Origin of the sequence: Methylovorus sp. MP688, from assembly GCF_000183115.1 — a bacterium.
Lineage (GTDB): Bacteria > Pseudomonadota > Gammaproteobacteria > Burkholderiales > Methylophilaceae > Methylovorus > Methylovorus glucosotrophus.
The window spans coordinates 486,691-510,746 of the sequence record NC_014733.1 but is presented as its reverse complement, the minus strand read 5'-3'; the positions used below and the strand labels follow the sequence as shown (position 1 = coordinate 510,746).

The following is a 24,056-nucleotide window of genomic DNA, read 5'->3' as shown; positions in this document are numbered from 1 at the left end:
GCCCAGCTCCTTATTTAGCGACGTGCTGCACCAGGCGCATCAGATTGCAGGTGTAGCCATACTCGTTGTCGTACCAGGCCACGACTTTGACAAAGGTCGGGTCAAGCTGAATGCCAGCATCAGCATCAAATACCGATGGGCAGGTTTCACCACGGAAATCGGTGGACACCACTTTTTCTTCGGTATAGCCCAGCACACCCTTGAGTTCGCCTTCAGCCGCGGCTTTCATCGCAGCGCAGATTTGCTCGTAGCTGGTCTCTTTTTCCAGTTCCACGGTCAGGTCCACCACGGATACATCCGAGGTTGGCACACGGAAAGCCATGCCTGTCAGCTTTTTGTTCAAGGCAGGAATCACCTTGCCGACGGCCTTGGCAGCGCCAGTGGACGAAGGAATGATGTTTTCCAGAATGCCGCGGCCGCCGCGCCAATCCTTGTTGGATGGGCCATCGACGGTTTTCTGTGTTGCCGTGGCAGCGTGTACCGTGGTCATCAGGCCACGCTTGATGCCGAATGCATCGTTCAGCACCTTGGCAACCGGCGCCAGGCCATTGGTGGTGCAGGAAGCTGCCGACACAATCGCTTCGCCCTGGTAGCTGGCATGGTTAACACCATAGACAAACATGGGGGTATCGTCCTTGGAAGGAGCCGATTGCACCACTTTTTTGGCGCCCGCATCGATATGCTTCTGGCAGGTTTCCTTGGTCAGGAAGAAGCCGGTACATTCGATCACGATATCCACACCGGCCTCGTCCCACTTGAGGTTGGCCGGATCTTTTTCGGCGGTCAGGCGGATTGTCTTGCCGTTCACCACCAGATGATTGCCTTCCACAGCGACATCACCCTTGAATTTGCCGTGCACGGAATCATGCTTCAGCATGTATGCCAGATAGTCCGGCTCCAGCAGATCATTGATCGCGACTACTTCAATATCGGTGAAATGCTGAGCTGCTGCACGAAACACCATACGGCCAATGCGGCCAAATCCATTGATACCAACCCTGATTGCCATTTGTCTTTCCTTTCCCTGATAAAGAAAAAGGGAGCCAACACTAGACTGGCTCCCTTTGACTTAACTACACACTATTACAGTACGGATTTTACGGTTTTCACAACATTTTCAACCGTGAAACCGAAGTGCTTCATCAGCACGCCGCCAGGAGCGGACTCGCCGAAGGTGTCGATACCGACCACAGCACCTTCCAGACCAACATACTTGCGCCAGAAGTCAGGGTGAGCAGCTTCCACTGCAACACGCTTCACGCCTGGGGTCAGCACGCTGTCCTTGTAAGCCTGGTCTTGTGCGTCGAATACGTTGGTAGATGGCATGGAAACCACACGCACCTTGGTACCAGCTGCATTCAGCTCAGCAGCGGCCTTGATGGCCAGATCCAGTTCGGAACCGTTGGCGATGATGATCACATCAGCCTTGCCAGACACGTCGGAGAATACATAACCACCCTTGCGGATCAGGTCAATTTGCGCAGCATCGTGCTTGATGCCAGGCAGATTCTGACGGCTCAGCACCAGGCTGGTTGGACCATCGGTACGCTCAACAGCAGCTACCCATGCCACAGCAGTTTCAGTAGCATCAGCAGGACGCCATACGTTCATGCGTGGGATGTAACGCAGACCGGAGGTGTTTTCCACTGGTTGGTGAGTTGGGCCGTCTTCGCCTTGACCGATAGAGTCGTGAGTCAGCACGTAAACAACACGTTGCTTCATCAGCGCGGACATACGCATGCCGTTCTTCATGTAGTCGGAGAACATGTGGAAAGTACCGCCGAATGGCAGCAAGCCACCGTGCAGTGCCATACCGTTCATGATCGCAGCCATACCGAATTCACGTACACCGTAGGAGATGTAGTTACCTGGCTTCTTGCCATCCACGTGCACGAAGCTGCCAGTGCTGGTCAGGTTGGAGCCGGTCAAGTCAGCGGAACCGCCGAGGAATTCTGGCAGCAGTGGAGCCAGAGCGCCGATAACGTTTTGCGAGGCCTTGCGGCTGGCAACGCCTTCTGCCTTTTCGTTGAAGTCGGCGATCATCTTGGTGGTCGCTTCCTTCCAGTTTGCTGGCAGTTCATTTGCCATGCGGCGCTTGAATTCAGCGGCTTCTGCTGGGAAAGCCTTTGCGTATGCATCGAACTTGGCGTCCCATGCAGACTCGGCAGCAGCACCCTTGGCCTTGGCATCCCAGCCTGCGTATACGTCAGCAGGGATTACGAATGGCTCGTGGTTCCAGCCGATGTTGGCGCGAGTAGCAGCCACTTCAGCGTCACCCAGTGCGGAACCGTGGCAGTCATGGCTGCCGGACTTGTTTGGAGAACCCTTGCCGATGATGGTCTTGCAGCAGATCAGCGATGGCTTGTCAGTCACCTTCTTGGCAGCGTCGATAGCAGCCTGGATCGCAGCGGAGTCATGGCCGTCTACAGACTGAACGTGCCAGCCGTATGCTTCAAAACGCTTAGCGGTGTCATCGGTGTACCAGCCTTCGATGTGACCGTCGATGGAGATGCCGTTGTCATCCCAGAAAGCCATCAGCTTGCCCAGACCCCAGGTACCGGCCAGTGCACAAGCTTCGTGAGAAACGCCTTCCATCATACAGCCGTCGCCCAGGAACACGTAGGTGTAGTGGTCAACGATGTCGTGGCCTGGCTTGTTGAACTGGCTGGCCAGCAGCTTTTCTGCCATGGCGAAACCAACGCCGTTGGCAATACCCTGGCCCAGAGGACCAGTGGTGGTTTCTACGCCAGGAGCGTAGCTGTATTCAGGGTGACCTGCACACTTGGAATGCAATTGACGGAATGTCTTGATGTCGTCGATGGAAACATCGTAACCAGTCAGGTGCAGCAGGGAGTAAATCAGCATAGAGCCGTGACCATTGGACAGCACGAAGCGATCGCGGTTAGCCCATTGAGGATTGGTCGGGTTGTGGCTCAGGTTGTGGTTCCACACTACTTCTGCAATTTCCGCCATACCCATAGGCGCGCCTGGGTGCCCCGAGTTGGCTTTCTGGACGGCGTCCATCGAAAGCGCACGGATGGCGTTTGCTAAATCTACACGAGTTGCCATTAAAATCTCCCACGGTTAAAGAGAAAAAAGGCATCTACCCGGCCGTCTCAGCCGGCTAGAAGCCTTACCTCAAATTCTTTTGGAAATCCCCTGATGCAGGGAATGTAACGCTATATAACGTTGTTGCTGCGGTACGCGTTCAGTGCCTAATTATTCCTTAGAACCCACTTTTGAGCAATACCGCCGTTTAATCAAAAGGACTAGAAAAGCTCTACTCCCCCTTCGTTTCGCTTGTTTTCGAGAGCGCCCTCTGCCACCAGCCGCTCATAATTGCAAACCCTGTTGCGGCCATGATGCTTGGCATAATACAAAGCGACATCCGCCCGGTCGATGATATGTGAGGAAACATCGTAGGCCATGATCTCGGTATAGCCGGCACTCACGGTGATACGGCCCACCTGCGGAAACTCGAATTCGGCGACGCGCTCGCGGAAACGATCCAGCACCATCTGCATTTCTTGCTGATCATGACATTCAAAAATGGCGACAAATTCTTCGCCACCAAAGCGGAACAGCAGATCGTGATCGCGCAGGCTGTAAGTCATTTGTTGCGCGAACAGCAACAGCACCTCATCCCCCAGCAGATGGCCATAGCGGTCATTCACCAGCTTGAAATGGTCAATGTCAAAAATCGCCATGTAATAGTGCAGGCCCAGCGCATCGTCTTCGCGCTGATGCCTATTTTGCACGCGGGTCACCACCTTGTTGACCTTGTGCTCGAAGGTCTTGCGATTAAGCAGCCCGGTCAGGGTGTCCTGCTCGTTATCATTAATCAGGGCAATGAAGTTCTGATACACCTGCAGCAGCATGCCGGTAATCTGGTCGAAACCGGCTACTTCGGGTGCGGTAACGCCAATCACGGCCAATGGCTTGTTTTTGGCACAGCTCACAGGATAAAGCGTGACGGTTTCACCATCTTGCCGCACGTATTGCTGACGCTGACCAGTGGCGACACACTGCTCCAGCATATGCTGCAAATCGGCAGGAATCTGAGCGCTGGGTACATCACCCCCTTCCATCACGGTAAGGGCGAATTTCTTGCTATGGACATCCTCAAGCTTGTATATGGCAACTGCGCCAGGCGCTACCAGTTCAAACAAGGCATGGGCGAGCGAAATCTCCAGCGCGTTGACATCGCGTTCGCTGGTAAGGGCGATCAGCTTGGCTAGCACCCCTTGAATGGTGGGCGAATACAATGCAGATTCAGTAATTAATGGAGGAATATACAAGCTCAAGCTTTTATTAAATGACTCACTCTTTCCATTTGAGTGAGCAGCCTATACTGGCAATTTGTTCACGTGGCCCCTGACCTGTGGCCGCAATTTGCGCCATGGCGCGGTATAAATCCCTGCTACTCTCTGGTGCAAGCTCCTTGCGCGATGCATCAAAACGCCCGCGATACTGCAGCTCGAGGTCGGCATTAAAGCCAAAGAAATCAGGCGTACACACCGCCCCATAAGCACGAGCGACATCCTGACTCTCATCAATAACGTATGGGAAGCAAAAACCGTACTCAGCGGCCACTTCCCGCATGCGCTCCGGACCATCCTCCGGGTAAGCGACAGTATCATTGGACTGGATGGCAATCGTATTGATGCCTTGCGCCTGCAATTCACGCACATCATTCACCAGCCGCTGGCGTATGGATTGCACATAGGGGCAATGATTACAGATGAACATGACAAGTGTGCCACGCTCACCGCGAATATCTGCCAGAGTCCAGATTCGCCCATCCGCGTCAGGCAGACTGAAGTCAGGTGCCTTCCAGCCGAAGTCACATACCGGGGGATTTACGCTTGCCATTTTTACCGACTGCTCCTATCTTGCCTTGATCCGCTCGCCTGCATGTCGGGTGGAGATATGCGCCCTTCAACTGAATGCGCGCAAAATCTCGTGCATACCCGATAAAAACTCGCCGCCAGCAAGCCGATCTTTTAAAATAATCCGCAATACTAACATTCACTTAGGCTCTTATGTCCAGCCCCCGCTTTTTCTCCGATGTGCCATTGACCAGCAACAGCTCGATCACCCTGCCAGCCACCGCCGCCAACCATGCTATCAAGGTACTGCGCCTGCAGGTGGGCGATGCCCTGCGTTTATTCAATGGCGATGGGCATGATTACAGTGCCGAAATCGAAACAATCCGCAAAAATGAAGTCATCGTAAAAACCGGGCAGGCTGTCGCCGTCAGCAATGAGTCCAGGCTGAAGATCACATTGGCACAAGGCATTTCAGCAGGCGACCGCATGGATTTCACGATACAGAAATCGGTAGAACTCGGCATACATACCATTCAGCCCATCAGCAGCCAGAGAAGCGTCGTCAAGCTCTCTGGCGACCGGGCAGACAAGCGACGCGAACATTGGCAGAACGTCGCCATCTCCGCCTGCGAACAATCAGGCCGCGCCTTTCTGCCCGAGGTGGGGCAAGCAACATCGCTGGCAAAGTGGCTATCAAGCGCCCCGCCATTTGCTACGCGCATTACGCTGGATCCACTGGCAAGCACACGCCTGCAAGACCTCCCTCTCCCGCAGGGACCCATATGCCTGCTGATTGGCCCCGAGGGTGGACTGACCAGCGAAGAGATTGCCATGGCCGCCTCCCAGGGCTTTACCGGAGTGCAGTTAGGCCCGCGCATCCTGCGCACAGAAACCGCCGCTCTTGCTGCGCTTGCTGCCATCAATACAGTATGGGGTGATTTTTAAGCCACAAAAAACCGGAACACCAGCCAGGCATTCAGCGAGGAAATCATCAGAAACAGAAACCACGCCAGCGCCTGGCTCATCCAGCCGATGGCAAACTCCCCCATCACCTTGCGGTTGCTGGCAAGCCGCATCAATGGGTAAATGGCAAACGGAAGCTGAAAGCTCAGCACTACCTGACTGAGTACCAGCAACTTGCCCACTGCCCCCTCACCCCACAACGACACCCCAATAAACGCCGGGATGAGCGCCAGCCCCCGGGTAATCAGACGGCGTTGCCAGCAGGGAATCTTGAGATCAAGAAACCCTTCCATGATCACCTGCCCCGCAATCGTACCGGTCAGCGTGGAGCTTTGTCCGGCCGCCAGCAAGGCCAGGCCAAACAACACGCCAGCAGCAGCCGTGCCCAATACCGGACTCAGCAACTGGTGGGCATCCTGAATATCGGCCACATCACTGTGGCCGTTGGCGTGAAAAGCCGCGGCCGCCAGTACCAGAATCGCCGCATTGACGAAAAAAGCCAGGCTGAGCGACACCACGGTATCAATCGTAGAAAGCTGGATGGCCTCGCGCTTGTCAGCCGGGCGATCGCTCACCACTCGCGTCTGCACGATGGAGGTATGCAGGTAGAGGTTATGCGGCATCACCGTTGCCCCCAGAATGCCGATGGCAAGGTAAAGCGCCTCAGCATCGTGCAAGGCGGCGCCCGATGGCACCAGGCCCGCAGCAGCAGCGGCAAAATCGGGCCCCACCAGCCAGAGTTGCACCACAAAGCACAAGCTGATGGTCATGATCAGCCCCAGCACGATTGCCTCCACCTGGCGGAAGCCTTTGCCCTTGAGACCGAGGACTATCAGCGTATCAAAGGCCGTCAGCACCACCCCCGTCAGAATCGAGCAGCCAAACAGCAGATGCAGCGCCAGGGCCGCGCCCAGCACCTCCGCCAGATCGCAGGCAATAATCGCCAGCTCCGCCATGGCCCACAAAGTGAGATTGACCGGGCGGCTGTAGTGCTCACGACACAAGCGTGCCAGATCGCGACGGCTGGCGATGCCCAAACGTATGCATAAGCCCTGCAGAAAAATGGCAATCAGGCTGGAGCTTAAAATCACGAAAAGCAGCGCATAGCCATATTTGGAACCAGCCTCGATATCCGTTGCCCAATTGCCCGGATCCATATACCCCACTGCGACCAGAAGACCGGGGCCTGCGAATTTCAGCAGCTTTTTCCAGAAGGGTAGCCCAGGGGCCAGTTGAACCGTGCCACGCACTTCGGACGGACAGAAAGGCGCTGTGGCCGTGCGCGGCAGTCGGGCAAGCAGGGATCTGATCATGAAGCCACCGATATTGATGTTATTGGAATGAAGGCGAATCAAGGCTGTTTATAGCATCGCCCTTGACTCTCGGCAAGACAGACCCATTTCATTAATTGCAAATTACGCAAAATTTATATAAAGTCTGCGCATTACATAAAAGGACACCGCCATGTCACTGGGCCAAGCCATCCGCAAACGGCGCAAAACACTCGCGCTCACCCTGCAAACCCTCGCAGCCAATGTAGGCACTGACAGCGGCAACCTCTCCCGCATCGAGCGCGGGGCGCAAGGCGTTTCCGAGTCCATGCTGCGCAAGTTGTGTCATGCGCTGGACTGCACACCCGCCCAGCTATACGCGCAAGCCGACACGGCCACCACCCCCGCGACGACACCGCGCCCCATGCAGCATCCCCAGGATTTTGTGCGCTGGTTCCGCTCGGCCGCGCCTTATATTCACGCCTTTGGCGGCCGGACCTTTGTGATCGCCTTTGGTGGCGAAGTCGTTGAAGACGGCCAATTTACCGCCCTGTCGCACGACCTCAACCTGCTCGCCAGCCTGGAAGTGCGGCTGGTGCTGGTGCATGGCGCCCGGCCCCAGATCGAATCGCGCCTGAAGCGCGCCCGCATCGAAACCCGCCTGGTCAACGGCCTGCGGGTGACCGATGCGCAAGCCATGGAAGCTGTAAAAGAAGCCAATGGCGCAATTCGGGTAGAAATCGAGGCCCAGCTCTCCATGGGTATCGTCAACTCCCCGATGGCTGGCTCGGATATCCGTGTTGCCAGCGGCAACTTTGTCACGGCACGACCGCTGGGCGTGCGCGATGGCGTGGATTTGCAACACACCGGCACCGTGCGCAAGGTCGATGCCATTGGCATCCAGAAGCGGCTGGACGACGGCGAACTGGTGCTGCTGTCGCCGCTGGGTTACTCCCCAACCGGCGAAGTATTCAACCTGACGCTGGAAGACGTGGCCGTGAGCGCCGCCGCCGCCCTGGACGCAGACAAGCTGATCTTTCTGATGGATGCCAACGGCGTACACAACGTGCGCGGCGAACTGCTGCGTGAAATGACAGCACTGAAAGCCAAAAACCTGCTGCGCAATGTAGAAAACAACACCCAGGGCAGCGGCGCACAGAATTTCAGTGAAGATGAAGCGTATTACCTGCCGGCCGCCGTACGCGCCTGTGACCAGGGGGTAGCCCGCACCCACCTGATCAGCCGCCATATTGACGGTGCCATTCTGCAAGAGCTGTTCACCTATGACGGCATCGGCACCATGGTGACCGAGCAGCCGCTGGAATCCATGCGCGAAGCAGAAATCAGCGATGTGGGCGGCATATTGCAATTGATCGAGCCACTGGAAGCCGAAGGCGTGCTGGTGCGGCGTGGCCGTGAACGGCTGGAGATGGAAATCAGCCGCTTCCATGTTATGGAACACGATGGCCGCATTATCGGCTGCGCGGCGCTTTACCCCTTCCCGGAAGAAAAAACCGCAGAGCTCGCCTGCATGGCGGTGCATCATGCCTATCGCCGTGGCGGACGTGGCGACCGGCTGCTGCAATACTGCGAAAGCATTGCCAAAGAGCAAGGCCTGAAATCGGTATTTGTCCTAACCACCCATACCGAGCACTGGTTTGAAGAGCGAGGATTCATCGAGCGCGATGTGAATGCCCTGCCGCAACAGCGGCAGCAGCTTTACAACCTGCAACGCCGCTCCAAGGTATTTACCAAACAACTGTAAAAACCAGGCCGCATGGGCGGCAAAATAGATACGGATGGGGGCTTGAAAACAAAAAGCCCGATCCCATTAATGACAACAGGAACACAATTCCCAACCTCATTAAAGGAGATTAAACATGGCCAACCTTACCCGTTTCGATCCCTTCACCGTCAACGCGCTGGATCCGTTTGACGATGTCTTCAAGGGCTTTTTCCGTCCAGTCAGCGCTGAGCGCTCCGCCGTATTGAAAATTGACGTGCAAGAACACGACGACCATTACACCGTGCATGCTGATCTGCCCGGCGTAAAAAAAGAAGACATCCACGTCACCATTGATGGCAATCGTGTGGCCATCAGTGCGGAATCCAGACGCGAACAGGATGTCAAGGAAGGCGGACGACTGCTACGCAGCGAACGTCACTACGGCAAACTGTCGCGCAGCTTTGAGCTGGCGAATGAACTTGATGACAGTCGCGCCGAAGCCCAATACCGCGACGGCGTACTGCAACTGACGCTGCCGAAAAAAGCGGCAACCAGCGCCAGAAAACTCACCATTAATTAACGTAAAGCAGCAGTTACCCAGGTAATCACAAGTTGCCTGCCCCAGCCCCGACCCACCGTCGGGGCTTTTCTTTTCTCAGGACTTTCTGCCCATACATGCATTCAGATATCCCCCGCTGACATGGGCAGGTCTCAGGCTAGGACAATCCGCTGACATTCCCCTGGTCATCAATATCGATACGATGGGCAGCGGGTTCGGCTGGCAGGCCGGGCATGGTATTCACGCCATCGCAAATCAGCACAATGAATTCCGCGCCAGCGCACAGCCTGGCCTCGCGCACCGTCAGCGTATGGCCGGCAAGCACCCCGCGCTGCGCCGCATCTGTGGTGAAAGAATAGGGGGTTTTGGCTACGCAGATAGGGTAATGGCCATAGCCGGCATCCTGCCAGGCTTGCAGCTGCGCCTTCACCTGCGCCGGGGCCGCAATATCCGCAGCGCCATAGACTGCCGTCGCGAGCTTGCGCAGTTTTTCCCACAAGCTGTCTTCATCGGCATACACCAGACGCATCGTGGACTCAGCCGCTGCCAGCCGCACCACCTCATGCGCCAGCATTTCCGCCCCGGCACCCCCATCGGCCCAATGCGTGCATAGCACCACCCTGACGCCCTGCTCCGCCATGCAAGCCTGCACCAGCGCCAGCTCGGCCTCGGTATCCTGCGAAAAACGGTTCAGCGCGACCACACAGGGCAAGCCGTAATGCGTACTGACGTTCTCCACATGCTTCTGCAGATTGGCAAGGCCCTGCTTGAGGGCCGATAGACTCTCCTGCGGCAAGGCAGAGAGGGCTTGCCCGCCGTGGTACTTGAGTGCGCGTATGGTCGCCACTATCACGCAGGCATGCGGCCGCAAACCGCTCTTGCGGCATTTGATATCGATGAATTTTTCGGCCCCCAGGTCGGCGCCGAAGCCGGCTTCGGTGACCACATAATCAGCATGCTGCAATGCCAGCCGCGTCGCCACCACCGAGTTGCAGCCATGGGCAATATTGGCAAACGGGCCGCCATGTATCAGGGCCGGGGTATGTTCCAGCGTCTGCACCAGATTGGGTTTGATCGCTTCTTTCAGCAATACGGCCATGGCGCCTTGTGCCTGCAATTGCCCTGCCGTCACCGCCTGGCCATCGGTGCGATAGCCCACCACGATATTGCCCAGCCTGCGCTTGAGATCGGCCAGCGAAGAGGCAAGGCACAGAATCGCCATGACTTCGGAAGCCACTACGATGTCAAAGCCATCTTCACGCGGATAACCGTTGGCCTTGCCGCCCAGCCCGACCACGACATGGCGCAAGGCGCGGTCATTGGTATCGAGCACACGGCGCCAGGTAATGCGCCGCACATCCAGCCCGAGCGCATTGCCTTGATGCAGGTGGTTATCGATGAGCGCGGCGAGGAGATTGTGCGCCGCTGCAATCGCAGCAAAATCGCCAGTGAAATGCAGATTGATGTCTTCCATCGGCATGACCTGGGCATGACCACCACCCGTCGCCCCACCTTTCATGCCGAACACCGGCCCCATGGAGGGCTCGCGCAAACAGATGCATACCGATTTGCCTATGCGCTGCAAGGCATCGCCCAACCCTATGGTAGTAGTGGTTTTGCCCTCGCCAGCCGGGGTCGGGCTGATGGCACTGACCAGTATCAGCCTGCCCTGCCCGGCGTCCGCAGGCACGGGCAGCTTGTGCAGATTGATCTTGGCCTTGTGGGCGCCATACAACTCCAGCGCCTCGACAGGTAGCCCCAAACGGGCCGCGATGTCCTCCATGGGAAGGATGCTGGCCTGTTGCGCAATTTCAATATCAGACGTCATCGCCATACCCCTTGTTTTTTTAGAAGATTACACCATCTCAAATGCAGCCGTTCAAGGTAAAATGCACAGCATTGCCAACGCCGAGACACCACATGCTGAACGACACCACCTCCGCGCAAAAAGCCCAGACCCTCGCGGAAGCCCTGCCCTACATCAAACGCTTTTTTGACAAGACCATTGTCATCAAATACGGCGGCAACGCCATGACCGACCCGCACCTCAAGGAATGCTTTGCCAGCGATGTTGTGCTGCTCAAGCTGGTCGGCATGAACCCCGTCGTCGTGCATGGCGGCGGCCCGCAAATCAACGAGCTGCTGGACCGCCTGGGCAAAAAAGGCGAGTTCATCCAGGGCATGCGCGTCACCGATGAAGAAACCATGGATATCGTGGAAATGGTGCTGGGCGGTCAGGTCAACAAGGAAATCGTCAATCTGATCAACCGTAACGGCGGCAAGGCTGTCGGCCTGACCGGACAGGATGGCAACTTCATTCACGCGCACAAGCTGATGATCCCCAACAAGGACAAGCCGGACGAAATGATCGATATCGGTCAGGTCGGGGAAATCAGCGGCATCGACCCCAGCCTGATCCAGTTCCTGGATAGTGGCGACTTTATTCCAGTGATCGCGCCTATCGGCGTAGGCACGGAAGGCGAAACCTACAACATCAACGCCGATGTGGTGGCTGGCAAGCTGGCCGAAATCCTTGGTGCGGAAAAACTCATCCTGCTGACCAATACACCTGGCGTACTGGACAAGGAAGGCAATCTGCTGACCGGCCTGACCCCCAAGCAGATTGACGATCTGGTGGCCGATGGCACCCTTTCCGGCGGCATGCTGCCCAAGATCAGCTCGGCGCTGGATGCCGCGCGCAGTGGCGTCAAATCAGTACACATCATCGACGGCCGGGTGGAGCACGCCCTGCTGCTGGAAGTGCTGACCGATGAAGGGGTGGGCACCCTGATCAAGGCAAAATAAAGCCAGACGCCCGCCTTGCGCCCTATCTGGATCTTTGATCTGGACGACACGTTGCACGACGCGTCCGCCCATATCTTCCCGCACCTCAATCGCGCCATGACGCATTACATCATGGACACCCTGGCGCTAGGCGAGGCAGAAGCCCATGCCTTGCGCCAGCGTTACTGGCGTATTTATGGCGCCACGCTGAAAGGGCTGATGCGCCACCATGGCACTGACCCTTACCATTTTCTGGTGCGCACCCACGAACTGATGAACCTGCCTGACATGGTGGTGCATGCCAAGCGCCTGCGACATGCCCTGCTGCGCCTGCCCGGGTGCAAAGTCGTGTTCACCAATGCGCCCATGCAATACGCTCTGCGCGTACTCAAGCTGATTGGCGTGGAAGACATGTTCGAGATTGTGCATAGCGTCGAGTCCACGCGCTTTCACCCCAAGCCTTCCGTGCGCGGTTTTCAGAGTTTGTTGCGCACCCTGCGCGCCCACCCCGGCCAGTGCATCATGGTCGAAGATAATCTCCCCGCCCTGCGGACCGCGCGTCGCCTGGGCATGAAAACCGTGCACATCACACGTCGTTTGCACAAGCCATGTTACGTATCTGCCAGACTAAACAGCGTGTTAGCGCTTACTCGTCACACAATATAGAAACAGCAGGCAGTCAGCTATTTCACTCGGCGACGTTTTCCCCTAAAATCCGCTAACCTTATTACCTAGCAAGGATGAGCAATGGCTGGAGAACGCAAACAACAGATTCTGGAAACGCTGGCAAAAATGCTGGAAACGCCCAAGCGCGAAAAGATTACCACCGCCTCTCTGGCTGCTCGCCTGAATGTGTCTGAAGCGGCGCTTTATCGCCACTTCGCAGGCAAGGCGCAGATGTTTGGTGGCCTGATCGAATTCATCGAGCAAACCCTGTTTGGCCTGATCAACAAAATCACCAGCGAAGAATCCGAAGGCATGAAGCAGGCACAGCGCATTGTGACCATCCTGCTGCTGTTCGCGGAAAAAAATCCCGGCATGACACGCGTACTGATTGGTGACGCGCTGGTGAATGAAGATGACGCGCTGCAAACCCGCATCAATCAGTTGTTTGATCGCATTGAGTCCACGCTCAAGCAAAGCCTGCGCATTGCAGAAACCCAGACTGGGCGTGAACTGCAACCCGAAGCCAAAGCCAATCTGATGCTGTGTTTTGTGGTGGGGCGCTGGCAGCAATTCGCCAAGAGCGGCTTCAAGCGCAAACCCATGGAATTCGTACAGCAGCAACTCGGGCTGCTGATCAACTGAAACTGAGGTTCAGTCGGCACAGACGCTCTGTTAACAGAGATAATAAAAAAGGCGGAACATGTCCGCCTTTTTTATTATCCGAACCGACAGCCTGACTACATTCGCGAACGGCGATAACCCACAAACATCAGCAAGCCCAGGCCCGTCAGCAGCATCACTGCCTTGGGCTCAGGAACTGGCCGCAAAGCCAGCTCGGTGGACTGGGCAGGCGCGGCTGGTGCATCAAAGCCGATATTGCTATCTGCCATGGCCGTCATGGAAAAGCGGTCGGCCCGGCCAGTATCGGCCATGGCCAGCAAGGTAGCGGTGTTGGCGGTCAAAGCCACCGGCTCATTCATGCTGAAATTGGCAGTGACTGCCTGATTGCCAGGCATTTCTGCTGCTTGTGCCGCGTGGTTGAGAGAAAGACCAACAACCGCGGCGATCAAGGAAGTACCAAGTGCTCGTTTCATGGTGCAGACTCCTTAAGTTACGTTTGGTGTAACTAAAGCAATCCGCGTGCCAACTTGCATAAGCCATAGGTTTCTGGCAAAAAATCGTCAAAAAGCGTTTAAATGCGGCGATTTATAGCATTAGCCAGTTGGCGTTCGAGCTGGCATGCACAAAGCGCGGTCAATATGCACCAGATGCATGCCTGATACGCAACAATCTGCGTGCATGCTGCTTGCAAGTGGCGTGGCTATTGGCTTCCATTGAAGGTGTAGCGAATGATAGGCAGCGTATGCCTCAGTCGCCGCGCCTGAAAGTGTCACCGCATGGTGACGTTTTTCAGGAATGTCGGACAGCCAATACTTCCTGCAAGGCACTCAGCCTGGCGGCAAATACCGCATTTTTAATTTCTTCGGGATGGGAAAACTGTCGGGCTATGGCGCCAGCATCCACCTGCATCACGGCTTGCAGCAGGTGCTTGAGATAAGCAGCTTCAGGAAAAGCTTTGTGCTCAAAGCCAGCACGGCCGCGCGAATCAGATTCGCAAGCCTTAAGAAAATCGTCAAACCGCGTCGGCTGACGCAAGGCATCCAGCTCCTGCAGAAAGTGCAGCAGGGTATCCGGCCGCATGGCGTTAACCTGATGCACCTTGCCATGAAACCTGGCCACCAGCTGCGCAAGCTCGCGGCAATCGTTGGGCACTCGCAGGCGCTTGACTACATCCTTGAGCAGATCCACGCTGCGCAACTCATGGCCGATATGCCGTGGCCAGATATCCGGCGGCGTGGTGCCCTTGCCCAGGTCATGCGTCAGAGCAGCAAAACGTACCGGCAATGAATAGCCTTGGCTGGCCGCATAATCAATCACCATCATGACATGCACTCCCGTGTCGATTTCGGGATGATGCTGGGCTGGTTGCGGCACGCCCCACAGGCGATCCAGCTCGGGAAATATTCTCTGCAAGGCCCCGCAGGCACGCAGCATCTCAAACATGCGCGAAGGCTTAGCCTCCATCAGGCCCTTGGCCAGCTCCTGCCAGACCCGCTCCGGCACCAAGGCATCGACCTCGCCATCAGCGACCATCTGCTGCATCAGGGCCAGGGTTTCGTGAGCCAGGGTAAATTCGGTAAATCTTGCGGCAAAACGTGCGGCTCGCAGGATGCGCACCGGGTCTTCGGCAAATGCCGGGCTGACATGGCGCAATATGCGCGCCTCCAGGTCCGCTTTGCCATGGTAGGGATCAATCAGGCTGCCATCCTCAGCGCGGGCGATGGCATTGATGGTGAGGTCGCGTCGCGCCAGGTCTTCTTCCAGCGTGACATCGGGGGAGGCATGCACCTCAAACCCTTTGTACCCCTTGGCGGTTTTGCGCTCGGTGCGGGCTAGCGCATATTCTTCGTGGGTATCCGGATGCAGGAAGACAGGAAAATCCTTGCCGACACGACGAAAACCCGCCGCCTCCATTTCTGCCGGGGTGCTGCCAACCACGACATGATCCTGATCCTGCACGGGCAAGCCCAGCAGCGCATCCCGCACGGCTCCGCCCACGACAAAGGTTTGCATGCCCACCAGAACCTAGCGACCGGCCAGGCCGCGAAAACGGTTATAGGCGTTGCGTGGCGTGTCATTGGTCAGGTATTCAGGCACCACCGCTTCCAGCGCGGTAGGCGTGACGCCCAACACAGCGGGGAAAGGTGCACTGGTCACGCTATCCACTTCCATGGAGCTCAGGTTGTCACGCGTCATCAGCTTGACGGGCATTTTTTCCAGCGCATAGGCCTGCAGGTAAGAAAGCTTGTCGTTAAGCCCGACCACCATGCGCTTTTTGCCCAGCACAAACGCAACGAACAGAATGAGCTCTTTCATGGTGTACACGCGTGGGCCGCCCAATTCGTATACCTGACCAAAGGTCTCGGCATTTTCAACGGCATTGGTAAATGCCTGGGCTACATCTTCCACCCATACGGGCTGAAAGCGTGCCTGGGGTTTCGCCAGGGCGACCACAGGCATGAGCTTGACCAGGCTGGCAAACAGATTGAGAAAGCTGTCATTGCGGCCAAAAATGACCGATGGCCGAAAGATGGTGACATTCAGGCGATCCGCATTGGCCAGAACGGCCGCTTCGCCTTTTGCCTTGGAACGCAGATAGGCACTGGGCGCATCGGGCGCCGCTTGCAGGGCGCTCATGTGCAGCAGGCGACAGACACCCAGCTTCACACACAACTGCACCAGACGGCTGGGCAGCTCGGCATGCATGGCCTCGAAGCTGGCCTTGCGGCTCTCATGCAGTATGCCTATCAGATTGATCACCCCATCACAGCCTGTCAGGTGCGTACGCAAGGCCTGATCATCCATGACATCGCATTCCACGACTTGCACATTGGGCAGCAGGATCAGGTGCTTGCTGGCTTCACGCCGACGCGTCAGCACCTTGACCAGATAACCGGCCGCACTCAAACGGTGAACAATTGCGCTACCGACAAAGCCAGAACCACCGAGTACACATATTTGTTTTATTTTCATGCTTAGTTTTCCGCCTCTTCCGTCGTCATTACCCCTCCGCCGCCGCCCACTGTGCCGAGCCGCTGCTTGAGGCTTAGTATTTTAGTGCCCAGGCGATGCGCATAATAATAAGCATTGCCCATGACCTTCTGCACATAGTTGCGCGTCTCGCTGAAAGGAATGGTTTCGGCATAAATCGCCCCCTCCAGCGGTTGATCCGCCATCCAGCGCCGGGCGCGCCCCGGTCCTGCATTATAGGCCGCGGTTGCCATCAGGGATTGCCCGCCCATCAGATCCAGCGTGTAGCGCATATAGTAAGTCCCCAGCTGCACATTGGTATCCAGCTGGTGAATCATGGTGTTCTGGTAGTTATCCAACCCCATGCGCTTGGCGATCCATTTGGCAGTGGCAGGCATCACCTGCATCAGGCCAGAGGCACCCACGCCGGATTTGGCATAGTGCATGAATCGGCTTTCCTGACGGGTCAGACCATAAATCCAGGCCTCATCCAGCCCCTGTTCCTTGGCAAAACCGCGCACGATTTCGCGATAAGGCGTGGGGTAGCGCAAGGAAAAATCATGCGTGCTGGTGGTCTTGTCGGCGGTAATAATCGCGAGGTCATACCACTCCTGCTTGGCGGCCAGTTCGGCAGCGGCAATCATCTGCTTGTCATCAAAGCCCGTGGTCGCTGCGGCCCATTCGGTGCGCGACTCCCAGCGCATGTCATAGCGCTGCAGCTCCATCGCACGCTGTATGCCAGGGACAGCACTCACGGCTTCCACTTCTGCCGAGGTGGGCCGATAGCTGGCAGGTACCGCGCTCAGCACGTCGCCCAGCTCGTCTTCCGCCAGCAGGCCGTAATAGCTCCGCTCACGCGACAACGGTACCAGCAGTGCATTGGCGGCAGGGATCTGCTTTTGCTCCTTCAGCGCGCGGCCTTTCCAGTAACGCCAGGCGGCCTCCTGCTGCTGCGTGGCTGGCATTTCGGCAATGGTGTTCAGCAATCGTGACCAATCGCTGACACGCAGCGCGGCACGGGCCTTCCAGGCCATCTGTTCCTTATCCAGGGCAGCCGCAGGCACCCGGTCATAAAAGCTCAGGGCGGCCGGGTCATGCCGACGCGCGGCATGCAGGGCTAACCTGCTCCAGAAATAATCCTGCTCGGCGGGCTCAAATGAAGCTTGCAGCTTTTGCCACATATCCAGCGCATACAAAGGCTGCGTGCGTGCCAGACGGTCCAGGGCGTAAAGATTGAGCTCGCGGCCATAGCGGGTTTTCAGGCTCAGCGTTTTCTTTTCGAGCGCCTGCTGCGGATTCTGATAAGTCTTGTCCAGCAATTTGAGGGCCGCGGCATCCATCGTCGATATACGCTGTGCCACCAGCTTGGCCGGGCTCACCTTGTTATCGGCCATCAGCAGCCTGAACTTTTCCCAGATCAGGTCATTACTCAAGGCGCCATTTTTCTGCATGCGATCGTACAAGGCGAGACAATTGACCGGCTGCTCGGCGGTGCTCATCCAGAGTGTTCGGCCTTCCGCCAGGGCATCGCTATCGCCACGGATGGCGCGACCTTCCAGGGCATAACAGCTGACCCCGGCATCATCCCGCTTCAAGGCGGGGAGCTCATCAAAAAAGGTCGTCCACTCCTGGCGCTTGGCGAGGCCTTTCAGCCACTCGCCGCGCACGCGGTCGGCAAATGGCATATCGGCATATTGGGCGAGAAAAGTGCGTACGGTCTGGCTGTCCGACTGGTTGAGCCTCAGCAGCATCAACCAGTAATCGGCATAAGGGGCGAGCAGATAGTCTTGTGCCTGCATCTGCTGCAAGTCACGTTCCAGGCTAAGATCATCCCGGTTTTTGTAGGCAATGCGGGCATCGTTGAACAACTCTTCATTGCTGGCAGCCTGTGCTGCAGGCACAAGGAGTGCAGACGCCGCCGTGGACACCATGAGCATGAAAGCAAAACTGAAAACTGCGGAGTACCGTTGCATGGGTAAAGCCTGTGTCGATTACTACTGAGAAAAGCATAGCACAGGGCTACTGGCTATGGGGCACGAATAGGACACGTTTTGCCACGCAATCCTGCGCGGACAACCCAGCCCTGGGCTGTGAGATTACACCAAGGAAATCAGAACAGGATAATGCGGCCCATGGCCATGATGACCGCCGCCACAAACAGCAAAACACCGGTGAACTTGATCAATTGCCAGGAAAAGCGAAGGTAGCGTTTATCGCCGGACAGCAGGTAAACCGCCATTGAAACAGCCACCGCGATGACCCCGATGACCAGTAAAAGTCGCAAGACCAGCATCAGGGATTACCCGGGCTCAGGCGTATTGCAGGACAGGCGGCATGCCGATCGGCGCCTGGAAGCCGCTAGGTGCTTCTTCGGTACGCTCGAAAGTGGCATATTCCCACGCTTCCTGATCGGCCAGCAGATTGCGCAATAGCTGATTGTTCATGGCATGGCCGGATTTATAGGCGGTATACGCACCGATTACCGGATGCCCCAGAACATAGAGGTCGCCAATGGCATCCAGCACCTTGTGCTTGGCGAACTCGTCGTCATAGCGCAAGCCATCGTTGTTCAGCACGCGGTATTCATCCAGCACGATGGCGTTATCCAGGCTGCCGCCACGGGCCAGTCCATTGGAACGCAAGTACTCGACTTCATGCATGAAGCCGAAAGTACGAGCACGGCTGATCTCCTTGATATAGGAGTTGTCAGCAAAATCGATCACGACGCGCTTGCCGCTGTGTTCAAACACCGGATGATTGAAATCAATAGTGAAATCCAGCTTGAAGCCGAAATAGGGGTCGAAGCGCACCCATTTGTCGCCATCACGGACTTCCACTGTTTTCTTGATACGGATGAATTTCTTGAGCGCAGGCTGCTCGACTATCCCTGCCTGCTGCAGCAGGAAGACAAACGGACCGGCGCTGCCATCCATGATGGGCACTTCACCGGCGGTGAGATCCACCTGCACATTATCTACACCAAGGCCGGCCAAGGCGGACATCAAATGCTCGACGGTGGCTACGCGACTGCCGCCATGCTCCAAGGCTGAGCACAAACGGGTATCGGTAACGAATTGAGGCTGCACCTTGAATGCCGCCGTGTCGGGCAGATCGACACGACGGAATACAATTCCGGTATCGGGCGCAGCCGGGCGCAAGGTCATCTCGACCTTGTCGCCTGTATGCAGCCCGACGCCGGTGGCGCGGATCACGGTTTTCAGTGTGCGTTGTTTCAACATGATTTCTTACACCCTGGGTATACAACCCGTTAACACTTGGGCCGCAGCATTAAGCACTGCGGCATTAACCTCAATTATTTCAACATCATAGCATATGCGCCGCCATAGCCGGCAGCTTTCCTCAAGCGAAAACCACACGGTTTTCGCCTGTTTTACTGGCTTTTACATGCGGGGTTGCCCCCTGCATCAACGCTGACAGCCTGTGTCGGGACGACACCAGCTCAGACCTTGATGCTGTACTGGCTAGTCAGCCTGTTTGCGCAGGAAGGCAGGAATATCGTATTCCTCCACACCCGACAGCTTCATGGCTTCCACCTGAGCACGGCGGCCGTTGCTGCTGAATACCGCGGGGCTTTCGTCTTCCACCACGCCACCGCCAACAAACATGGGCTGGTTGGTGGTACCGTCGCGCACCTGGGTCATCACACGCAGTTCAGGCTTCTGCTGACGGCGGCCTACAATCCCATTCAAGCCTGTCGCCACCATGGTCACACGCAGACCATCGCCTATGCTCTCATCCACTACGTTACCAACGATGACGGTCGCATCTTCTGCAGTGAACGCCTTGATGGTGTTCATAACGTCATAGTATTCCTTCATCTTGAACGAGGTGCTGGCGGTGATATTGACCAGAACGCCACGGGCGTTAGCCAGATTCACATCTTCCAGCAGCGGGCTGGCAACAGCCTGCTCGGCGGCAATGCGAGCGCGGTCCGGACCGGTAGCCAGTGCGGAACCCATCATCGCCATACCCATTTCGGACATCACGGTGCGTACGTCTGCAAAGTCGACGTTGACCAGACCTGGGCAATTGATAATTTCGGCAATACCGGCCACGGCGTTATGCAACACGTCGTTGGCAGCCTGGAATGCTTCGAGGAAAGGCACATCTTCACCCAATACCTGCATCAGCTTCTCGTTCGGGATGATGATCAGAGAATCCACGTGCTTGGAAAGTTCCTCCAGACCTTCTTGTGCAACCTTGGTGCGCTTGCCTTCAAAGGCAAATGGCTTGGTCACGACAGCGACGGTCAGGATGCCCATTTCCTTGGCCACTTCAGCGATGATAGGAGCAGCACCAGTACCTGTGCCACCGCCCATACCCGCGGCGATGAACAGCATGTCCGCGCCATCAATCACTTCCGCGATGCGGTCACGATCTTCCAGTGCGGCTTCGCGGCCGATTTCAGGACGGGCGCCAGCGCCCAGACCCTTGGTGATATCCGTACCAATTTGCAGCACGGTCTTGGCATTACTTTTCTTCAATGCCTGCATGTCGGTGTTGGCGCAAATGAATTCCACGCCGCCTACCGCTTTTTCGATCATGTGGGCCACGGCATTGCCACCGCAACCACCTACACCGATAACCTTGATGACCGCTTCTTGCGAATCTCTATCCATAATTTCAAACATCTGTACATCCTCCTTGTTGTCTGCCTAACAAAATCTGCCTTAAATCACGTGCTACTGATGACACTGCTACTTGCTGCTACTAAAAATTGCCCTGAAACCAGCTCTTCATCCTGCTGAAAATCTGGCTCAAGGACGTGGATTCCATTTGCCCTTGCAACTGACGCTCGATCTGCTGCTTGCCCATCAACACCAGGCCCACACCCGTGGCATAGCGCGGGTTGCCGACCACTTCTGACAAACCGCCCACATAGCGCGGCATGCCCAGACGCACCGGCATGTGGAATATCTCTTCGCCGAGCTCGACCATGCCGCGCATCATGGCGGAACCGCCGGTGATGACGATGCCGGAAGCAATCATTTCTTCCATGCCACTGCGGCGCAGTTCGCCCAGTACAAACTCATACAGCTCGACCACACGCGGCTCGATGACTTCAGCCAGGGTCTGTACCGATAACTCCCGTGGATCACGGTTATCCACACCCGGCACTTCCACCACTTCGCGTGGATCCGCCAGCTGGCGCAAGGCGCAGCCATGCTTGATCTTGATTTCCTCAGCGGATTGCGTAGGCGTGCGGAACGCCACGGCCACGTCATTGGTAATCTGGTCACCGGCAATCGGCACCACCGCGGTATGGCGTATCGCACCTTGCTTGAACACAGCAATATCGGTCGTGCCGCCACCGATATCCACCAGGCATACGCCCAGCTCTTTTTCGTCTTCGGTCAGCACCGCCATGCTGGAAGCCAGCGGTTGCAGAATGAGGTCGGTCACTTCCAGGCCGCAGCGCTTGATGCACTTGACGATGTTTTGTGCGGCTGCCACGGCGCCGGTGACGATATGCACCTTCACCTCCAGCTTCATGCCGCTCATGCCATGTGGTTCGCGCACATCTTCCTGGCCGTCGATAATGAATTCCTGCGTGAGGATATGCAGGATCTGCTGATCGGACGGCAAGGCAATCGCGCGCGCCGTTTCAATCACGCGATCGACATCCATCTGCGTCACTTCGGCATCCTTGATCTTCACCATGCCGTGCGAATTCAGGCTCTTGATGTGGCTGCCTGCGATGCCGGTGAACACGGTACTGATCTTGCAGTCCGCCATCAGCTCGGCTTCTTCCAGTGCGCGCTGTATGGCTTGTACGGTGGAGTCGATGTTGACCACCACACCTTTTTTCAAGCCGCGCGAGGCATGCTGTCCGAGACCAATGACTTTCAGTCCACCATCGGGCTGCAACTCCGCCACGATGGCGACGATCTTCGATGTGCCGACATCCAGTCCGACGATAAGATTCTTATCATCTCTAACCCTGCTCATTGATTTCTCCAGTATTTCAATTCATTCATTGTGGTGCTTATGCCGCCCGCGCTTTGGCTGTTATCGGCTCGTTCGTGGCCGGTTTTTCGGCCTTGCCTGTCTCAGGCTTGCGTACCGCAAACCCGTTCGGATATCTCAAATCGGCGTAGCGCACAGCCACCCCCAGCTTGGAAAGCGTGCCTTGATACACATCGGCAAACTTTTCCAGCCGCTCATCCATCTGCTCGCGCCCCAGTTCAATCACCATGCCCTTGTCGGTGCGTATCTGCCAGGCGCGGCGCGGTGTCAGCACCAGTTCGCTCACCCGCATACCGGCTACCGACAGCAGCTGGCTGTATTTGCCGTAGTGCTCGGCCACTTCATGCACGCCATCACCAGGCCCATAAAACACTGGCAGGTCGCTATCCGAAGCCGCATGAAACAGTTCGCCATAGGTATTCACCAGCGCAATATCGCCCCAGCGTGCCAGTTCGCGATGCTCCTCTACCGTGACCTCCAGCTTGTCCGGCCAGCGGCGGCGCACACTCACCGATCTTGCCCATGGCAGCTTTTCAAACGAACTGCGCGCCTGCTCCAGGTCCATCGTGAAAAAATTCCCCTGCAAGTGGCGGCTGACAATCAGCTTGATCTGCTCGCGCGTCACATGGTCCAGCGAGCCATCTACCCGCACCTGGCGGATAGGAAAAATCGGCAGGTGCACGACCACAAACAGCGCGCCATACAGCATCAGCACCGCTGCCAGCGCAAACAGGAAGTTAGCGATCCAGTTCAGGACCTGGGGTTTATCCCACACGCGCCAACTCCAGTATGCGGATCACCAATTCGTCAAAGCTGATGCCATTGGCTTTGGCGGCCATCGGCACCAGGCTGTGGTCTGTCATGCCCGGCGACGTATTCACTTCCAGGAAGTAATGGCGGCCGGCTTCATCCATCAGAAAATCCACGCGACCCCAGCCACGGCCACCAATGGCACGGAAAGCTTGCAGCGCTTCAGCGCGGATGCGGGCTTCCTGCTCGGCGGGCAAACCGCATGGGCACAGGTACTGCGTGTCATCGCGCAGATACTTGGCTTCAAAGTCATAAAATTCGTTGGCCGGCACGATACGGATGATGGGCAGAGCTTCATCGCCCAGAATGCCCACGGTATATTCGCCACCACCGACAAAACGCTCGGCGATCACCAGTGGATCGGACTTGGCGGCAAGTTCGTATGCCGCTTTCAGCGCGCCGGACTGCTTGACCTTGCTGATGCCGATGCTGGAGCCTTCATTGGCTGGCTTGACGAACATTGGCAGACCCAGGCGCTGCTCCACGGCGGCAAAGTCACTGCTGGCATCCAGCAGCTCAAAGTCCGGCGTCGCAATCCCTGCGGAGCGCCACAAGAGTTTGGTGCGCCATTTATCCATGCCCACGCTGGAGGCCAGCACACCGCTGCCGGTATAGGGAATACCCATCAGTTCCAGTGCGCCCTGCACCGTGCCATCTTCACCAAAGCGGCCATGCAGCGAGATAAACACGCGATCAAACGCCAGCAGTTCATGCAGGTCACGCTCGGCAGGATCAAAGGCAGCAGCCTCCACGCCCTGACGCAACAGGGCAGCCAGCACCGCGCCGCCGCTCTTCAGGGAGACCTCGCGTTCGCCGGAGCGCCCGCCCATCAATACCGCCACTTTTCCAAAATTTTTCATCATCACATC

Annotated in this window: 22 protein-coding genes; 6 read left to right on the top strand and 16 right to left on the bottom strand. The window is 56.8% G+C overall.

The genetic code is table 11. The features are described 5' to 3' along the window. Positions 1-10: 10 nt before the first annotated feature. The 4 genes from gap to MPQ_RS02450 all read right to left on the bottom strand — a co-directional run bounded on the left by gap (position 11) and on the right by MPQ_RS02450 (position 4,872). A complete protein-coding gene (gap, locus tag MPQ_RS02465; protein WP_013441311.1) occupies positions 11-1,009 on the bottom strand; it encodes a type I glyceraldehyde-3-phosphate dehydrogenase in 999 nt (332 codons plus the stop codon). Between the two features lie 74 nt (positions 1,010-1,083). Further along, positions 1,084-3,069: a transketolase gene (gene tkt / locus MPQ_RS02460; protein ID WP_041361963.1), complete on the bottom strand. Its 1,986-nt coding sequence runs from the start codon at positions 3,067-3,069 to the stop codon at positions 1,084-1,086. A gap of 200 nt (positions 3,070-3,269) precedes the next feature. Then, positions 3,270-4,265 (bottom strand): GGDEF domain-containing protein, encoded by a 996-nt coding sequence (locus tag MPQ_RS02455; RefSeq protein WP_013441309.1) that lies wholly within the window; start codon positions 4,263-4,265, stop codon positions 3,270-3,272. A gap of 55 nt (positions 4,266-4,320) precedes the next feature. Next, the gene (locus MPQ_RS02450) at positions 4,321-4,872 is read right to left on the bottom strand and encodes a thioredoxin family protein (protein WP_013441308.1); all 552 of its coding nucleotides are present in this window, start codon (positions 4,870-4,872) and stop codon (positions 4,321-4,323) included. 170 nt (positions 4,873-5,042) lie between these two features. On the opposite strand from MPQ_RS02450, the gene MPQ_RS02445 reads away from it, so the two are divergent. Continuing rightward, entirely contained in the window at positions 5,043-5,774 is a 732-nt protein-coding gene (locus MPQ_RS02445) for a 16S rRNA (uracil(1498)-N(3))-methyltransferase (RefSeq protein WP_013441307.1), read from the top strand. On the opposite strand, the gene MPQ_RS02440 is transcribed toward MPQ_RS02445, so the two are convergent. After that, the gene (locus MPQ_RS02440; RefSeq protein WP_041362536.1) at positions 5,771-7,105 is read right to left on the bottom strand and encodes an Nramp family divalent metal transporter; all 1,335 of its coding nucleotides are present in this window, start codon (positions 7,103-7,105) and stop codon (positions 5,771-5,773) included. The genes MPQ_RS02445 and MPQ_RS02440 overlap by 4 nt on opposite strands. A gap of 151 nt (positions 7,106-7,256) precedes the next feature. Between MPQ_RS02440 and argA the strand changes: the two genes are divergently transcribed. Then, on the top strand, positions 7,257-8,828 hold the full coding sequence (gene argA, locus MPQ_RS02435) for an amino-acid N-acetyltransferase (protein WP_013441305.1): 1,572 nt from the start codon (positions 7,257-7,259) through the stop codon (positions 8,826-8,828). Between the two features lie 115 nt (positions 8,829-8,943). Next, positions 8,944-9,369, top strand: coding sequence for an Hsp20/alpha crystallin family protein (locus MPQ_RS02430; RefSeq protein ID WP_013441304.1), 426 nt, complete (start codon positions 8,944-8,946; stop codon positions 9,367-9,369). A gap of 136 nt (positions 9,370-9,505) precedes the next feature. Here the strand turns inward: MPQ_RS02430 and MPQ_RS02425 are convergent, their stop codons facing one another. Continuing rightward, positions 9,506-11,176: a formate--tetrahydrofolate ligase gene (locus MPQ_RS02425; RefSeq protein WP_041361962.1), complete on the bottom strand. Its 1,671-nt coding sequence runs from the start codon at positions 11,174-11,176 to the stop codon at positions 9,506-9,508. 92 nt (positions 11,177-11,268) lie between these two features. On the opposite strand from MPQ_RS02425, the gene argB reads away from it, so the two are divergent. The 3 genes from argB (at position 11,269) to slmA (ending at position 13,440) form a co-directional block, all read left to right on the top strand. Beyond that, positions 11,269-12,153 (top strand): acetylglutamate kinase, encoded by an 885-nt coding sequence (gene argB / locus MPQ_RS02420; RefSeq protein ID WP_013441302.1) that lies wholly within the window; start codon positions 11,269-11,271, stop codon positions 12,151-12,153. 15 nt (positions 12,154-12,168) lie between these two features. Next, positions 12,169-12,798: a pyrimidine 5'-nucleotidase gene (locus tag MPQ_RS02415; protein WP_013441301.1), complete on the top strand. Its 630-nt coding sequence runs from the start codon at positions 12,169-12,171 to the stop codon at positions 12,796-12,798. Positions 12,799-12,879: 81 nt separating this feature from the next. Further along, on the top strand, positions 12,880-13,440 hold the full coding sequence (gene slmA / locus MPQ_RS02410; protein ID WP_013441300.1) for a nucleoid occlusion factor SlmA: 561 nt from the start codon (positions 12,880-12,882) through the stop codon (positions 13,438-13,440). Between the two features lie 95 nt (positions 13,441-13,535). Here the strand turns inward: slmA and MPQ_RS02405 are convergent, their stop codons facing one another. From MPQ_RS02405 to MPQ_RS02360, 10 genes are all read right to left on the bottom strand, one after another. Further along, the gene (locus MPQ_RS02405) at positions 13,536-13,892 is read right to left on the bottom strand and encodes a PEP-CTERM domain protein (RefSeq protein ID WP_013441299.1); all 357 of its coding nucleotides are present in this window, start codon (positions 13,890-13,892) and stop codon (positions 13,536-13,538) included. A 316-nt stretch (positions 13,893-14,208) separates the two neighbouring features. After that, on the bottom strand, positions 14,209-15,432 hold the full coding sequence (locus MPQ_RS02400) for a multifunctional CCA addition/repair protein (protein WP_013441298.1): 1,224 nt from the start codon (positions 15,430-15,432) through the stop codon (positions 14,209-14,211). A gap of 12 nt (positions 15,433-15,444) precedes the next feature. Next, positions 15,445-16,392, bottom strand: a complete 948-nt coding sequence (locus tag MPQ_RS02395) for a complex I NDUFA9 subunit family protein (protein WP_013441297.1) — start codon at positions 16,390-16,392, stop codon at positions 15,445-15,447. A gap of 2 nt (positions 16,393-16,394) precedes the next feature. Further along, a complete protein-coding gene (locus MPQ_RS02390; protein WP_083801032.1) occupies positions 16,395-18,362 on the bottom strand; it encodes a lytic transglycosylase domain-containing protein in 1,968 nt (655 codons plus the stop codon). 137 nt (positions 18,363-18,499) lie between these two features. Then, positions 18,500-18,682 carry a hypothetical protein gene (locus MPQ_RS02385; RefSeq protein ID WP_013441295.1) on the bottom strand — a complete coding sequence of 61 codons (183 nt, stop codon included), beginning with the start codon at positions 18,680-18,682 and terminating at the stop codon, positions 18,500-18,502. A 16-nt stretch (positions 18,683-18,698) separates the two neighbouring features. Next, complete coding sequence (gene lpxC, locus MPQ_RS02380; protein WP_013441294.1) at positions 18,699-19,628, bottom strand: UDP-3-O-acyl-N-acetylglucosamine deacetylase; 930 nt, start codon at positions 19,626-19,628, stop codon at positions 18,699-18,701. A gap of 243 nt (positions 19,629-19,871) precedes the next feature. After that, a complete protein-coding gene (ftsZ, locus tag MPQ_RS02375; RefSeq protein WP_013441293.1) occupies positions 19,872-21,041 on the bottom strand; it encodes a cell division protein FtsZ in 1,170 nt (389 codons plus the stop codon). Positions 21,042-21,120: 79 nt separating this feature from the next. Then, entirely contained in the window at positions 21,121-22,359 is a 1,239-nt protein-coding gene (ftsA, locus tag MPQ_RS02370; RefSeq protein WP_013441291.1) for a cell division protein FtsA, read from the bottom strand. 37 nt (positions 22,360-22,396) lie between these two features. After that, positions 22,397-23,152, bottom strand: a complete 756-nt coding sequence (locus tag MPQ_RS02365; RefSeq protein ID WP_013441290.1) for a cell division protein FtsQ/DivIB — start codon at positions 23,150-23,152, stop codon at positions 22,397-22,399. After that, entirely contained in the window at positions 23,142-24,050 is a 909-nt protein-coding gene (locus tag MPQ_RS02360; RefSeq protein WP_193373540.1) for a D-alanine--D-alanine ligase, read from the bottom strand. The genes MPQ_RS02365 and MPQ_RS02360 overlap by 11 nt, the downstream gene beginning before the upstream one ends. Positions 24,051-24,056: the final 6 nt, after the last annotated feature.